This window comes from Synechococcus sp. CS-205 (assembly GCF_025128255.1).
GTDB lineage: Bacteria > Cyanobacteriota > Cyanobacteriia > PCC-6307 > Cyanobiaceae > Regnicoccus_A.
In genome coordinates this window covers 29565-45038 of record NZ_JAHLZB010000025.1, presented here as the reverse complement: position 1 = coordinate 45038, position 15474 = coordinate 29565, and the positions used below count along the sequence as shown (strand labels likewise).

Below are 15474 nucleotides of genomic sequence, written 5' to 3'. Positions count from 1 at the left end.
GTGGTTCTCAAACCAGGGAAACGGGCCTGCCCACCCCTTGCAACGCCAGCCGCTGGGCCAGCCGCCTGAGGTGCGCGGCCCACCCCGGCTACGCCGGGGTGGGGGTGCCGGGGGAATTACACCACTGCCGGGGACGCCAGCTTTTCGTTAAAAGCATGACCACATTCTATTAGGGTAATACCGGTGGCATTCTTAGCGATCTTGGCTAAAACTCGATAGAGTGGCTGGGGATGCGCTTTTGAGTGGAAGCTAAGCCTGCCGACAAAAGCAACAACAAAGTTCTCGGTAGGAATTCCTAATGCATGCCGTGCTCTTGCTCTGCGCTCGCTGCGACTGAGGTCCGGCGCATATGCTTGCCGAACATCGACGGTCAGGGGAATGACAGGCAGAAGGGGCCCTGGAGGCTTGGCGAGTTTTGGTTGATTGAATCGGCGCCGAAGCAGTTCCATACGCTCTTCCATGCATCGCTCAACGACTTTCCTGCCAGCACTGGAAGTGCAGACAAGTGCATCCCATGAATAGAGGGGACTGAGTACTAGATCCTCCAACGAATTCAGAGCATGACAGCTACAGAGAGTATGAATGACACCTGTGATCGAGAAAGACCTGGGATCATCCCATGGCCTGAGCTGACACCACTTTGAGAGGTCAGGAGCTGGAACGTGAAGGCTGCCCGCTTCCCGAGCAACCTTCATAGCCAGACCGCGCTGGATCCGCAGTTTTCCACCCGGCGCTAAATGATGAATCAGGGTTTGCTGAAGTGTCCGTGCTTCACCTTCACTCAGGGTGATTGCTGTCAGCAGTTCGCCATCTCTGAGATTGGCAGCCAGGGCTTGAGCGAAATGTCGTCCAGCCACCCTACGGCCCAATATTTGATGATTCTGAGTATCAAATGTGTCCCCAGGTAAAAATAACGCCGCCGGAAAGTGACTGCTCATGGTTCATTAATTCAAGTGTGCTATCTGTCTAGCCAATCGCAAGGAGCGCCCTGCTGAGTGGTATGACTCGTGGTTAATTTCGCGAAGGATAATGCAATCTCGACCCTTGCAGGAGGAATCCTCAAAGGAGCCCTGATTGCTGATCTAGCGGCGTTTCCGCGTGGAAAACGTGGAGGCAGATTTTTCGGCTCATACCAGCCAATTCTTCCCCATTGTACCCTCGACGAAAAGGGCGCCAACCCACTGCAGCACAATCGCTATCGACCCACTCAGGAGTCCCTGTTCGCTAAAGGCATGCTTAGGCATTTTGTGATTGATGCGTCATATAAAAGGAAGTTGTGACAAGTTTCTCGGGATCTCGAAGGCTATAGCCTATTGAATTCGCGCGATATTCAAGCAGGTCGGCAATAAGGCGGCCGCCCATATCCACCCCCCACGCTGAGAAGTACTTCTTGTTGACATCTGGCTGAACATCATAACTGATCTCAATTGAATCAAGAGCCAGAAAACTGCATACTCTATTGATTTCATGCTGAGGATATGCGACAAAGTCCTCGTACCTTAAGATGTATACATCGTTCAGATGTGGCAAATCCGCCAGAAAGAGCTCATAGCCTCTAAGCGTATGCTCGATTAGCGAGGAAATCCCAGCGCCTGTCATTCTCTGAGTAGCATATGCGACAGCAATTGGATGGCGAAAAATTACCAGAAATAGGCAACCTGGGAATAGCTTCTGGAGAAATCGGGTGCGGATGAGGTTCGGAGGACTTTTCTCGATGTAGAACATTCGCGTGCTGTCATAGTACTTTGCCCATGACTTGAAAATATCCCTAGCTGATTGCGAGGTGGCCAATGGGTGGTCTTCATTCATATAGGATGCGTCATTAAAGATATACCTTCCTGGACCTCCATATGTTTTTGCTGGTTCGTAGACTGACTGCAAGTGTTGTCCTTCATTCTCAGGCACTCCAGTGCCTGAGAAACCGCTGACCTCTGGATGTTCGCTGAGAATCCTATGCAGGAGAGATGTGCCACTCCTATGATGTCCTGCAAGGAAAATAAACTTTTTGCCTGTCATGAAATGATCTCTTGCTTGTCGAAGCAATCTCAACCTAAGTCCAGTTTGATTTAGCAGCGGGATCCTTCAGCAGCCGTTTGACACCTAAGATGGGACACAAGTACCAGTCATGATTGTGATAGCCATGAATAGGATCAAGTTCCAATCTGGTCTATGTTAGACGAAGCCATGGAACGCCGCCATGCCCTGTCGGATGCACAACGTGGTGGGACTACACACCTAGATCTTCTCAAGTACCTCCTGGTAGAGCCGCTCTGTACGAATCGCCAACATCTCCCATGTAAATTGTCCAAGCACACGCTCCTTCAAGCCCAAGGGACGATCAGAGTCTCGCCCTGCCTGCAACGCTGAGATAACAGCTGTCCTGATGGAATCAGGATCGGCCGGATCGCAATACCAGGCATCGCGTTGGAGGTACTCCAGCTCATGGCCGAACGTACTACCCACGACTGGGGTACCGCTGCATGCGGCTTCAAGGCTGACAAGGCCACAGGTCTCCATCCAGCTGGGCAGCACATGGACCCCAGCAGCTGCATAGGCAGAAGCCAGCATCTCCTGGGGAATATGATCGATGATGGTCAGACGATCACCAGATATTTCCCTACAGAGCTGAGCATAGCTTGGCCAGTTAGCTGAACTACCAATCAAAACGATCTGAAGATCTGTCTGGCGCAATGCCCAACAGAGCATTGCCTGGTTTTTCCCTGGCTCAATACGGCCAGCTTGCAGCACAAAAGACTTACGTAGATCAAAATACTCAAGAAAGCGATTCGGGTCGGGAGACAAAAACATAGACGGGTCAACCCCGATATGGGCAACATCGAAAAGATTCCCGGTCCAGAAGAGATCGGTACGCACAGCCTGCAGCTCCAGCCAGCTGTTAGGAAGAAGTGCATTGGCGTTTGTCAATAACTGACCAACAGCAGCTAGCCTTTCAGCCTTGGAATAGCCATGTCCATCATAGTGAACAATGGATTCATCCCAATTAACTTTCAACGTCCTCTGCTTCATCATGAGGAGATGTGATACCACAGACTTGGAGCCCTCACGAACCGCCTTGGTCAACACACCATGCACGCCACGACTACCCCAAACGGCCCGCGCGATGGACAGCCAGATTGGAGAGACAACTACGGGAATTCCTGCTCTAGTGCAGGCTTGCATCTGAGCAGCAAATGATGACTGAAATCGGCAATTGAAAATATGAACAAGATCAAAACCCGCTACATCTGGCGCATCGGAATTCAACTCCTCAACCTGATGGCCCCTCAGCCTGAGCTGGCGTGCGGTTTCCGCGATCTGAACACCATCTCCGCCACCCCACTGGGCGGCAGCCCCATGATTCAGCAACAGAATTCGCATATGTGGCAATAAACATGGGTCACTGATTCAGATCAGACCCAAAGCGGAAGGCGGTAGCGAAGTTTTTTCAGGAGGAGTCCAGCCAGAACGACGGCAGAAAGGTTAAAAATGAGCACCATGATCTCCGTTTTCAACTGCAAATGCCCTTCTATCAGGGCATCTCGCACCGGAGCCAATGCCAGATAAAAAGGGTTAAAAGCAGCAAGAAATTGGAGTCTTCCCAAGCCTTCCCGTTTGTAAAGAATCGGCGAAACCAGAAAAAGCAGTTGCAGAATGATCGGCATCAGCTGGGAAAAATCCTTGAAACGTGCACCAAGAACTGCCATTAATACAATCACCCAGAAGGAAAAGAGCGCAAGGTTGAACAAGGGGAGCCAAAGGATGCTTACAGCGTTCAAGAGCAAGGTAGGCTGGACAAACGAAAAAGCCAATAAAACTACAATAAAAGCCTGGGCAAAGGTTTGAAGCTGAAAAGCCCACTCTTCCAAGCAATAGAAAATGCTTGGCATCGCGTTGCTCAACAACTGCTCCCTGCGCAGAATGAACAGTCCGCTGCCAGCCAATGAAGCCTGACTGATCAGCCCCCAAATCGTGATGCCAAACCCAAGATAAATTATATATACTAACGGATCGGGAACCTTCAGCACGGTACTATAAACAACACCAAGAACAGCCACGCTCAGAAGATTACTCAGACCCATCCAGAAGCTGCCCAAGGTGGTGCGGCTGAATCGTGCCAACGTCCTCAACCAAGCGCTGTACCACCAAGCCCGAGCTGTCCGGTAGCCATAGGACAACCCCTGGCCTTGCGCCGGCTTGGCTTCTCTCAGCTTCATGACCCCAGCCGATTCAATCGCCATCGTTCAAGCCACTCCCTGGCTGTAGACCTCAATAGCCTGATCCAAGCGTCCATCGAACACCAGGCATCCGTGCTTGAGCACAAGTCCGCGGGTGCAGAACTGCGAGAGCAATTCGTTGGAGTGCGACGCCAGGATCAACGTGCCCACCTCCCCCAGAAATCGCTTGAGCTGGTGTCGGGCCCTGGAGAGGAACCATTGATCGCCTGCACCGATCCCCTCATCGAGGGCCAGGGCCTCATGGCGAAAGGAGGTCAGCAGCCCGAACTGAAGCCGGGTGCGCATTCCCTCGCTATAGGTACGGATCGGGAGATGAATGAAATCAGCCAGCTCAGTGAACTCCGTTAGTTCACTGAGGAAGGGATTGAAGCCCTCGATCGTGTTGCAGTTGAGTAAATAGTGAGCTCGCGCCGCATGGCGGCCACTGAGATCGGAGTCGACCCAGAAGCCCTTGTTGATCAGCGGCACCACCTGTCCATAGCGGCGGATCTTGCCCCGTGTAGGCCGGTACACATCGGATAGAAGCCGCAGCAACGTAGATTTACCAGCCCCATTATGGCCCAACAGAGCAACACGCTCCCCTTTCTGAATGGTGAAGGAAAGATCGTTAAGAGCCGTGACAGCCACAGAACCACCTTTGCTGCGGTTCAGCAGACCGCCGGTCAGCCCTCCCACCAGAGCTGATTTCAACGAACGGCTGCCAACCCCTTCCACAGGGATATCAAGGCTGACGCCTTCCAGTTCAACCAGGGGCTGATGGAGGGAGTTGAAAGACTCGCTCATGCTCGTGGGCCATCCTCGACACCTGCAAGCATCAGCCTCAACCCGCAGCGACTGGCGGCAGTGTCGCCATCAGGCTGCCCATCTCCAGGGCCTGAAGGGCATAGCTCCAGCCCAGGTTGCTCTTGATGCCGGCCCGCTCCAGCGCCTGCTGCATGGTGTCGGTGGTGAGCACGCCGAAGATCACCGGCACACCCGTGTCGCGTGACACAGCCGCCACCCCCTTGCTCACCTCAGCGCAGACGTAGTCGAAGTGGGGGGTGTCGCCCTTGATCACCGCACCCAGGGTGATCAGCACCTGATAGCGGCCCGAGGCCGCCATACGCTGGGCCACCAGGGGAATCTCAAAACTGCCGGGCACCCAGGCCAGGTCCAGCTGCTCGCTGCTGGGGCTGGTATCGATGCCGTGGCGGGAGAGGGCATCGAGGCAGGCACTGAGCAGCTTGGCGGTGACCAGATCGTTGAAACGACCCACCACGATGCCGATGCGCAAGCCGCTGATGTCGGTGAAGCGGCCTTCAAAAACGGTCAATGGACTCAGGCCACGAAGTAGCTCATGCCCCAGTTGAGCAGCACCAGGGCCACCCAGGCCGCTCCACCCAGCAGGATCAGCCGGTTGGAGCGGCCGCTGTCGTCGGTGCTGGCGTAGAGCACCGGGACCGCCACCACAAGGGCAAACGACATCACCACCAGGGCCAGAACGGTGAGGGTGTTGAGGATCTGCATGGTTGGGAGGGCGGGGTGCGCGGTCCCTGGCGCGCGGGCCGGGGCAGGCAGTGGCTGGATTCTCCCATGGGGCTTCCGGGGTTGCCCGGCCCACGGCGGGCATCCTTCACAAGTTGTGGGCACCACCCGGCCCTCCTACGATCACGCCAGCCCTGAGCAAGCCGTGGCCACGCCGCTGGAAGAACAGCTCTCGCTGGTGGCTGACCTGGGCCTGGAGGCCAACCCCGCCCCAAAAGCCCCTGCCCCGCCAGCCTCCTCAGACTCAGGCGCACTGGCTGGCGAAAGCGACAACGAGCTGATGGCGGAGGCCGCCGCCCGCCCCCGGCGGCGCCAGGCCAGGGCGAGTGAGTTCAAAGCTGTGAGTCCCGAGCCGGCCGCGGGGTCCGTGGAGTCGGCCGAGCCCGGGGATGCCGCCGAGACGCTGCCCCCCTGGCACCACCACGGCCTGGTGGATCCCGAGGCCCTGCCGCCGGTGCTGCGCCACTACGTGGAGCTCAAGGCGGCCCACCCCGAGCGGGTGTTGCTCTACCGCCTCGGCGATTTCTACGAGTGCTTCTTCGAGGACGCCATCCGGGTGTCGCGTCTGCTGGAGCTCACCCTCACCGGCAAGGAGGGGGGTAAACGGATCGGGCGGGTGCCGATGGCCGGCATCCCCCACCACGCCGCCGAGCGCTACTGCGGCGAACTGGTGCGCCGCGGCCTCGCCGTGGCCCTCTGCGACCAGCTGGAGAGCACCCCAGCCCCGGGCGCCCTGCTCCGGCGGGGGATCACCCGCGTGCTCACCCCCGGCACCGTGCTGGAGGAGGGAATGCTGGCGGCGCGCCGCAACAACTGGCTGGCGGCCGTGGTGCTGGAGCAGGGCCAGTGGGGGCTGGCGGTGGCCGATGTGAGCACCGGCGAATTCCAGCTGATGCAGCGCCAGGGCAGCGATCAGCTGCACCAGGACCTGCTGCAGCTGCAGCCGGCCGAGCTGCTCTGGCCCACTGCGGAGTCCGGCGAGCCGGCCTGGGCACCGGAGTCGATCCACCGCACGCCGCTGCCGCTCACCCCCTTCACCCTGCCGGAGGCGCGTCGGACCCTGCTGGAGCGCTTCGGCCTGGCCAGCCTCGAGGGTCTGGGCCTGGGCGAGGCGCCCCTGGCCCTGAGGGCCGCCGGCGGTCTGGTGCGCTACCTCGATGACACCCAGCCAGCCACGGACGACCATGCTGCCGCCACCCCTGGCCGCATCCCCCTGGATCGGCCCACCCTTCAGCAGCGCGGCGATCAGCTGGTGCTCGACGCCCAGACCCGCCGCAACCTGGAGATCACCCAGACCCAGCGGGATGGCCAGTTTCAGGGGTCGCTGCTCTGGGCCCTGGATCGCACCATGACCGCCATGGGCGCCCGGGCGCTGCGCCGCTGGCTGGAGGCCCCCCTGATGGACCTGGCGGCGATCGAGCGGCGCCAGGAGGGCATCGCTGTGCTGGTGCAGCAACGGCCCCTGCGCCTGGCCCTGCGCCGGCTGCTGCGGCCCATGGGCGATCTGGAGCGCCTCTCGGGCCGGGCCGGGGCCGGCAGCGCCTCCGCCCGCGACCTGGTGTCCCTCGCCGATGGGCTGGAGCGTCTGCCCCGCCTCGCCGCCCTGCTGGAGCCTGCGGCCGCGACCGTCTTCGCTCCCCTGCAGCAGGCCGAACCAGAGCTGGCACAGCTGGCGGCCCTGGTGCGCCACACCCTGGTGGAGGCACCACCGCTCAGCCTCAGCGAGGGGGGCCTGATCCATGACGGCGTCGACGGCCGCCTCGATGGGCTGCGCAACCGGCTCGACGATCAGGACCAGTGGCTGGCGGCCCAGGAGCAGGAGGAGCGCCGCCGCAGCGGCATCCCCACCCTGCGGCTGCAGTTCCACCGCAGCTTCGGCTACTTCCTGTCGGTGAGCCGGGCGCGGGCCGAGCGGGTGCCCGAGCACTGGATCCGGCGCCAGACCCTGGCCAACGAGGAGCGCTTCGTCACCCCCGAGCTCAAGGCGCGCGAAGGCCGCATCCTGCAGCTGCGGGCCCGGGCGGCCCAGCGGGAATATGAGCTGTTCAGCCAGCTGCGTCAGCAGGTGGGGGAGCTGGCCGGACCGATCCGCCAGGCCGCCCGGCGCGTGGCCGGCCTCGATGCCCTGGCCTCACTGGCAGAGGTGGCCGCCTGCCATGGCTACTGCCGGCCGCAACTGGACCACAGCCGCTGCCTGCAGGTGGAGGCGGGACGGCACCCCGTGGTGGAGCAACTGCTGGTGGAGGAGTCGTTCAGCGCCAACGATCTGCACCTGGGGGAGCAGGGACGCCCCGACCTGGTGGTACTCACCGGGCCGAACGCCAGCGGCAAGAGCTGCTACCTGCGCCAGAACGGGTTGCTGCAGCTGATGGCGCAGATCGGCAGCTGGATCCCGGCCCGATCAGCCCGCCTCGGCCTGGCCGATCGCATCTTCACCCGGGTGGGGGCCGTCGATGATCTGGCCAGCGGGCAGTCCACCTTCATGGTGGAGATGGCCGAAACCGCCAACATCCTGCACCACGCCACCGACCGCTCCCTGGTGCTGCTCGATGAGATCGGCCGCGGCACCGCCACCTTCGATGGCCTCTCGATCGCCTGGGCGGTGGCGGAGCACCTGGCAGCCGGGCTGCGGGCCCGGGCGGTGTTCGCCACCCACTACCACGAGCTCAACGAACTGGCCTCGCTGCTGCCGGGCGTCGCCAACTATCAGGTGCTGGTGGAGGAAACGGGCGACCGCCTGCTCTTTCTGCACCAGGTGCGTCCGGGCGGCGCCAGCCGCAGTTACGGCATCGAGGCGGCCCGGCTGGCGGGCGTGCCCCCCCAGGTGGTGCAGCGGGCCCGCCAGGTGCTGGGGAGGATCGAGGCCAACAGCCATGTGGCCGTGGGGCTTCAGGCCGCGGCCTGATCCAGCCAGGCCCGGCGCAGCAGGGCGTTGCAGCAGGCCCCCACCAGGCCCGCACCACCCCTGCTCCCCTGGAGCCGGATCTGGGGCAGATCGCTGGCAGCCAGCCGCCGCTTGCTCTCCGCCACCCCCACGAAGCCCACCGGCATACCGATCACCAGGGCCGGCCGCAGCGGGCCGCCGGCCTGATCGAGCAGGCGCTCCAGGGCGGTGGGGGCACTGCCGATCAGCACCACCGCACCGGGGCAGGCCGCCAGGGCCGCCGCCATGCCCTCGGCCGTGCGGGTGCCGCCGGGCGGCGCCACATCCGGGGCCCACTCCAGGATGCTGCGCACCGGGTTGGCGAAGGTGCGCCCGGCCATGGGCGACACGGCCGCGGCCGCCATGGCCGTGTCGGTGAGGATCACCGCGCCGGAGGCCAGGGCCTCCTGTCCCAGCACGCAGGCGCCGGCGCTGAACCGGAGATCAGCGGCGATGGTGAGGTCGCCACTGCTGTGCACCAGGCGCTCCAGCACCTCCTGCTCGGCGGGATCCAGGCCGGTGGGTCCGAGCCACTGGCGGATGCGCCGCACACTTTCAGTGAAGATCGGATGATCCAGATCCACGCCGGGCCCCATGCCGATCCATCTCTACTGGGGAGACGACGAGGCCGCCAGGACCCGGGCGATCGAGCAGCTGATCAGCAAGGAGGTGGACCCGGCCTGGCACAGCATCAACCTCAGCCGCCTCGACGGCTCCGATGCCGCCCAGGCGGCGCAGGCCCTGAGTGAGGCCCGCACCCCGCCCTTCGGCAGCGGTGCCCGGCTGGTGCTGCTGCAACGCAGCCCCTTCACCAGCAGCTGCCCCGCCGAGCTGGCCCAGCAGCTGGAGGCCTGCCTGGAGCTGATTCCCGACAGCTGCCACCTGGTGCTGGTGAGCAGCGGCAAACCCGATGCCCGGCTGCGCACCACCAAGGCCCTGCGGCAGCGGGCCCTGGAGACGAGCTTTCAACTCCCCTCCGCCTGGGATGGGGCCGGCCAGGTGGCGCTGGTGACCCGCACGGCAGGGGAGCTGGGGGTGACCCTGGCGCCCGGGGCCGCCGAAGCCCTGGCAGAAGCGATCGGCAGCGACAGTGCCCGGCTGAGCAGCGAGCTGGAGAAGCTGGCCCTCTACAGCGGCCAGGCACCGGTCGAGGCGGCGGCCGTGGCGGCCCTGGTGGGCGGACACAGCACCACCAGCCTGGCGGTGGGCGATGCCCTGCTGGAGGGGAATGCCGGCGCGGCGATCGCCTTGGTCGACGAACTGCTGCAGGCGGGCGAGCCGGCCCTGCGGCTGGTGGCCTCCCTCACCAGCCAGATCCGCGGCTGGCTGTGGGTCTGCCTGCTGGAGAGCCGCGGCGAGCAGGACGTGGCCGTGATCGCCAAGGCCGCCGGCATCGGCAATCCCAAACGCATCTACGTGATGCGCCGGCAGATCCGCGGACGAACCCCGGCCCGTCTGCTGACCCTGCTGGCCAGGGTGCTGGAGGTGGAGGCCGCCCTGAAACGGGGCGCCGAGGCCGGTGAGGCCTTCCGCGACGGGATGCTGCTGGCCACCGCCCGATAATCGCGGCATCACACCGCGCCTGCCGATCGGAATGGCCCTGCTGGTTCAGAAATTCGGAGGAACCTCCGTCGGCAGTGTGGAGCGGATCCAGGCGGTGGCACAGCGGATCGCCGCCAGCCGCGAGCAGGGGCACGACCTGGTGATCGTGGTTTCGGCGATGGGCCACACCACCGATGAGCTCACGTCCCTGGCACGGGCACTCTGCCCTGAGCCCCCCCAGCGGGAGATGGACATGCTGCTGGCCACGGGCGAGCAGGTGTCGATCGCGTTGCTGGCGATGGCCCTGCACAGCCTCGGGGTGCCGGCTGTGTCGATGACGGGCCCCCAGGTGGGCATCGTGACCGAATCGGCCCACGGCCGCGCCCGCATCCTCGAGGTGCGCACCGAGCGCCTGCGCCGCCGCCTGGAGGATGGCCAGGTGGTGGTGGTGGCGGGCTTCCAGGGCACCAGCAGCGGCAGTGGCGGCACCCCCGAGATCACCACCCTCGGCCGCGGCGGCTCCGACACCTCCGCCGTGGCCCTGGCCGCCGCCCTCGCGGCCGACGCCTGCGAGATCTACACCGATGTGCCCGGGGTGCTCACCACCGACCCGCGCAAGGTGAGCGAGGCCCAGTTGATGGAGGAGGTGAGCTGCAACGAGATGCTGGAGCTGGCCAGCCTCGGCGCGGCGGTGCTGCATCCCCGCGCCGTCGAGATCGCCCGCAACTACGGCGTTCCCCTGGTGGTGCGCTCCAGCTGGAGCGAGGCCCCGGGCACCCGGCTCACCAGTGGTGAACCCCGGCCGATCGGCAGCGAGGGGCTGGAGCTCGGCCGCCCGGTGGACGGAGCGGATCTGGAGAACGGGCAGGCGGTGCTGGCCCTCACCCGCGTGCCCGACCACCCGGGGGTGGCCGCCCTGCTGTTCGAGGCCCTCTCCGCGGCGAAGCTGAATGTGGATCTGATCGTGCAGGCCACCCATGTCGGCGCCAGCAACGACATCGCCTTCACCCTCGCGGAGAGCCAGCTGGAGGGCGCTCGAGAGGTCTGCCGGGGCCTGCTCCAGGAGCTGGGGGTGGAGGAGAGCGCCCTGAGCACCCAGGCGGGGCTGGCCAAGCTCAGCATTTCCGGGGCCGGGATCATGGGGCGGCCCGGCATCGCCGCGCGCCTGTTCGACACCCTCGCCCGCTACGGCATCAACCTGCGCATGATCGCCACCAGCGAGGTGAAGGTGAGCTGCCTGGTGGAGGGCAGCCAGGGAGCACGGGCCCTGCGCGCCGCCGCCGAGGTGTTCGAACTGCAGGAGCACCAGCTGCGCCAGAACCCGCTCCCCTGCGACGTCAATGATCCGGCGGTGCGTGGGGTGGCCCTCGACCGCGACCAGGCCCAGGTGGTGGTCCGCCAGGTGCCCGATCGCCCCGGCACCGCCGCCGCCGTCTGCCGTGCCCTGGCCGATGCCGGCATCAGCCTCGACACCATCGTCCAGTCGGAGCGCACCCACGGCTCGGGCCCCCAGCTCAGCCGTGACATGAGCTTCACCCTGCGTCGCGAGGACCTCACCCGAGCCCGCGGCGCCCTGCAAGCGGTGCTGGCCCCCTGGGCGGAGGCACGCTTCGAAGAAGGCCTGGCCATCGCCCGGGTGAGCGCCGTCGGCGCCGGCATGCCCTGCACCCCGGGCACCGCCGCCCGCATGTTCCGGGCCCTGGCGGAGGCCGGTGTGAACATCGAGATGATCGCCACCAGCGAGATCCGCACCAGCTGTGTGGTGGCGGAAGCCGATGGAGTCAGGGCCCTGCAGGCAGTGCACGCCTGCTTCCAGCTGGGCGGCAGCACCGCCGGGGCGGTGGAGGCCATGGCCTAGTGCACTGGCTGCGTCACCGCCGCTGGCTGGCCCTCGCCGCGGGCCTCGACGCCCTCGGGATCTGCCTGCTGGCGGCCTGGATCGACCGGGAGCGCAATGGCTACCTGGACAATCAGCTGGGCCTGCTGGCCATGCTGGTGGTGATCTATCTCAGCCTCAGCTGGCTGTTCGGGTCGTTCACCCTGCTCAAGACCAGGCGCCTGCGCTGGAGCCAGCTTGTGGTGCGGCTGGCGATCACCAGTGCGGCCACCACGGCCGCCGGCGCCGTGGTGGGCTGGCTGCTGCGCGCCCCGCCGGAGGTGACGCTGCTGCACCGCGGCAGCCTGTTGCCGCTCTTCGCTCTGGCGGCGCTCTGGAGCGGTGGCGTGCGGCTGCTGCTGCGCCAGCTGGCCCACTCCACCCGACAGGATCCGTGGGAAATCGTCAGCCTTCCCGGCGAGCAGGAGGAGATCCGCCGTGAATGGGAGCGGATCGGGGCCGTGCGGGCTCCCGCCATCCATGCCCTGGGCCTCAGCCCTGGCCTGAACCCACTGGAGAGCAGCTCAACGGAGAACGAGAGCAGCGGCCTCGCCCTCAGCCAGGGAGTGCTCAACCTCCCAGGTGGACTCGAGTCCTGCGCCCGCGCCCTGGAGGAAGGCCGCCCCGTCACCTCCCTGGCGCTGGCGGCCGAGCAGGAGTTGCAGCGGATTCCGCCCCGTTGGGTGGTGGATCAGTGGCTGCTGTTCTCCGATCGCTCCGTGCAGCGCATTGGGAGCTTCGAGCGACAGCTCAAGCGCTATGCCGACGTGATGGTGAGTCTTCTGCTGCTGCTGCTGTGTTCACCGCTGCTGGCCATCACCGCCGCGTTGATCCGCCTGGGCGATGGCGGACCGGTGCTCTACCGGCAACGGCGCACAGGGCTGCAGGGCAAGCGCTTCGAGGTGATCAAACTGCGCACGATGGTCCCCGATGCGGAGGAAAAGGGGGAGGCGATCTGGTCGGGGCCGAACGACGGGCGGATCACCCCGGTGGGCCAGTGGCTGCGGCGCACCCGGCTCGATGAGCTGCCCCAGCTGATCAACGTGCTGCGGGGTGAGATGAGCCTGATCGGCCCGCGGCCGGAGCGGCCCGAGCTGGAGACGGACCTGGAGCAACGCATCCCCAACTACCGGCTGCGCCACTGGATCAGGCCGGGCCTGAGCGGCTGGGCCCAGGTGAACATGCCCTACACCTCCACGGTGGAGGATGCCGAACTGAAGCTGAGCTACGACCTCTTCTACCTGCGCAACAGCAGTGTCTGGCTGGATCTGCTCATCCTGTTCAAGACGATCAAGATCGTGCTCAAGGCCGCCGGGCGCTGAGCGTCAGCTACGGCCCACCAGTTTCTGGCGCAGCTTCTTGATGCGATCACGCAGATTGGCGGCCTCCTCGAAGTCCAGCTTCTTGGCCGCGGCCTTCATCTTGTCTTCCAGCTCCTGGATCAGCTCCGGCAGGGCATCGAGGGGCACCATCGCGAAGGAAGCAGGTTCGGCCTCGGGCTGCGGCGCATCCTCCTGGGCACGCCTGGAAACCTCCAGAAAGCTGAGAATGGCATTGCCGGCCCGCTTGCCGGCCGGGCTGGGGGTGATGCCGTGGCTCTCGTTGTAGGTCTGCTGGATCCCCCGGCGCCGCTCGGTTTCGGAGATGGCACGGGCCATCGAATCTGTGAGGTTGTCGGCATAGAGCAGGGCCACCCCCTCAACATGGCGGGCCGCCCGGCCAATGGTCTGAATCAAGGAGCGCTCGGCCCGCAGGAATCCCTCCTTGTCGGCATCGAGAATCGCCACCAGGGACACTTCCGGCAGATCCAGGCCTTCCCGCAGCAGATTCACCCCCACGAGGGCATCGAACTCCCCGTTGCGCAGATCCTGGATGATCTCGATCCGCTCGATCGAATGGATTTCCGAGTGCAGATAGCGCACGCGCACGCCATTCTCCGCCAGGTAATCGGTGAGGTCTTCGGCCATCCGCTTGGTGAGGGTGGTGATCAGGGTGCGCTCATCCCGCTCCGCCCGCAGCCGGATTTCTCCGAGCAGATCATCCACCTGGCCCTCCGTGGGCCGCACCTCCACCACCGGATCAAGCACGCCCGTGGGTCGGATCACCTGCTCGACCACATGGCCGTGGCTCTGCTCCAGCTCCCAGGCCCCAGGCGTGGCTGACACGAAGATGGTCTGACGGGCCTTCGACCAGAACTCCTCGGCCTTGAGCGGGCGGTTGTCGGCGGCGCTGGGCAGCCGGAAGCCATGCTCCACCAGCACCTGCTTGCGGGCCTGATCGCCGTTGTACATGGCGTGGAGCTGGGAGTTGGTGACGTGGCTCTCATCCACCACCAGCAGCCAGTCGTCCGGGAAATAGTCGATCAGGCACTCAGGCGGTGTGCCGGCCTGGCGTCCCGCCAGGTGCCGGGCGTAGTTCTCGACCCCGTTGCAGTACCCCACCTGCTGCAGCATCTCCAGGTCGTAGGTGGTGCGCTGCTCCAGCCGCTGGGCCTCCAGCAGCCTGCCCTGGCCATGGAGGTGCTCCAGGCGCTGGTGCAGCTCCTCGCGGATGGCCGTGATCGCCGCCTCGAGCCGGTCCTTGGGGGTAACGAAGTGCTTGGCGGGATAGATACTTATTTTTTCCAGGCTCTGCAGGATTTCACCTGTGAGGGGATCAACGTAGCGAATTGCCTCCACCTCATCACCGAACAGCTCGATGCGCACCAGGCGGTCTTCGTAGGCCGGACCGATCTCCAGCACATCCCCCTTGACCCGGAAGCGCCCGCGCGCGATCTCGATGTCGTTGCGGGAATACTGGTTGTTGACCAGCTCGCGCAGGGACCTGCGCAGGTTCAGCGTGTCTCCCACCTGAAAGGGCACCGCGGCCTTGAGGTATTCCGATGGAATTCCCAGGCCGTAGATGCAGCTGATCGAGGCCACCACGATCACATCCGGACGCTCGAACAGGGAGCGGGTGGCGGAGTGGCGCAGCATGTCGATCTCTTCATTGATCGACGCCGTCTTGGCGATGTAGGTATCGGAAACCGGAACATACGCTTCCGGCTGGTAGTAGTCGTAGTAGGAGATGAAGTATTCAACGGCATTGTTCGGGAAGAACTCCCGCAGCTCATTGCAGAGCTGCGCCGCCAGGGTCTTGTTGTGGGCCAGCACCAGGGCCGGACGGCCGGTGCGGGCGATCACATTGGCAATGGTGAAGGTCTTGCCGGTGCCGGTGGCCCCCAGCAGGGTCTGGTAACGATCACCGCGATCGACCCCTTGCACCAGAGCTTCGATGGCCGTGGGTTGATCGCCCTTCGGCTCATAGGGAGCCTGGAGCTCGTAGCGCGCCATGGCCGCAGGATCCAGGTGCACCCTGGACAAAGACAGCCACAA

13 protein-coding genes are annotated in these 15474 nt (G+C 64.2%); 4 read left to right on the top strand and 9 right to left on the bottom strand.

What is annotated here, in order from left to right:
* Positions 1-116: 116 nt before the first annotated feature.
* From KQ297_RS06845 to psbZ, 7 genes are all read right to left on the bottom strand, one after another.
* On the bottom strand, positions 117-938 hold the full coding sequence (locus KQ297_RS06845) for a hypothetical protein (RefSeq protein ID WP_259738758.1): 822 nt from the start codon (positions 936-938) through the stop codon (positions 117-119).
* A 298-nt stretch (positions 939-1236) separates the two neighbouring features.
* Entirely contained in the window at positions 1237-2016 is a 780-nt protein-coding gene (locus tag KQ297_RS06840) for a sulfotransferase (protein ID WP_259738757.1), read from the bottom strand.
* Positions 2017-2235: 219 nt separating this feature from the next.
* Positions 2236-3378, bottom strand: coding sequence for a glycosyltransferase family 4 protein (locus KQ297_RS06835; RefSeq protein ID WP_259738756.1), 1143 nt, complete (start codon positions 3376-3378; stop codon positions 2236-2238).
* A gap of 32 nt (positions 3379-3410) precedes the next feature.
* Positions 3411-4238: an ABC transporter permease gene (locus tag KQ297_RS06830; RefSeq protein WP_259738755.1), complete on the bottom strand. Its 828-nt coding sequence runs from the start codon at positions 4236-4238 to the stop codon at positions 3411-3413.
* Between the two features lie 3 nt (positions 4239-4241).
* A complete protein-coding gene (locus tag KQ297_RS06825; protein WP_259738754.1) occupies positions 4242-5018 on the bottom strand; it encodes an ABC transporter ATP-binding protein in 777 nt (258 codons plus the stop codon).
* Between the two features lie 37 nt (positions 5019-5055).
* The gene (ribH, locus tag KQ297_RS06820; protein ID WP_259738753.1) at positions 5056-5547 is read right to left on the bottom strand and encodes a 6,7-dimethyl-8-ribityllumazine synthase; all 492 of its coding nucleotides are present in this window, start codon (positions 5545-5547) and stop codon (positions 5056-5058) included.
* 5 nt (positions 5548-5552) lie between these two features.
* Positions 5553-5741, bottom strand: a complete 189-nt coding sequence (gene psbZ / locus KQ297_RS06815) for a photosystem II reaction center protein PsbZ (RefSeq protein ID WP_006172797.1) — start codon at positions 5739-5741, stop codon at positions 5553-5555.
* Between the two features lie 163 nt (positions 5742-5904).
* On the opposite strand from psbZ, the gene mutS reads away from it, so the two are divergent.
* Complete coding sequence (gene mutS, locus KQ297_RS06810; RefSeq protein ID WP_259738752.1) at positions 5905-8664, top strand: DNA mismatch repair protein MutS; 2760 nt, start codon at positions 5905-5907, stop codon at positions 8662-8664.
* Here mutS and KQ297_RS06805 read toward each other — a convergent pair.
* Complete coding sequence (locus KQ297_RS06805) at positions 8649-9278, bottom strand: precorrin-8X methylmutase (RefSeq protein ID WP_259738751.1); 630 nt, start codon at positions 9276-9278, stop codon at positions 8649-8651. The two genes, mutS and KQ297_RS06805, sit on opposite strands and share 16 nt — an antisense overlap.
* Here KQ297_RS06805 and holA point away from each other — a divergent pair.
* From holA to KQ297_RS06790, 3 genes are read left to right on the top strand one after another with little or no spacing between them, the layout of a single operon-like run.
* Positions 9277-10245: a DNA polymerase III subunit delta gene (gene holA / locus KQ297_RS06800; RefSeq protein ID WP_259738750.1), complete on the top strand. Its 969-nt coding sequence runs from the start codon at positions 9277-9279 to the stop codon at positions 10243-10245. The genes KQ297_RS06805 and holA overlap by 2 nt on opposite strands.
* A gap of 31 nt (positions 10246-10276) precedes the next feature.
* The gene (locus KQ297_RS06795) at positions 10277-12082 is read left to right on the top strand and encodes an aspartate kinase (protein ID WP_259738749.1); all 1806 of its coding nucleotides are present in this window, start codon (positions 10277-10279) and stop codon (positions 12080-12082) included.
* Positions 12082-13422, top strand: coding sequence for a sugar transferase (locus KQ297_RS06790; protein ID WP_259738748.1), 1341 nt, complete (start codon positions 12082-12084; stop codon positions 13420-13422). Before KQ297_RS06795 ends, KQ297_RS06790 begins: the two co-directional genes overlap by 1 nt.
* A gap of 3 nt (positions 13423-13425) precedes the next feature.
* Here KQ297_RS06790 and uvrB read toward each other — a convergent pair whose 3' ends face one another.
* Complete coding sequence (uvrB, locus tag KQ297_RS06785; protein ID WP_259738759.1) at positions 13426-15432, bottom strand: excinuclease ABC subunit UvrB; 2007 nt, start codon at positions 15430-15432, stop codon at positions 13426-13428.
* Positions 15433-15474: the final 42 nt, after the last annotated feature.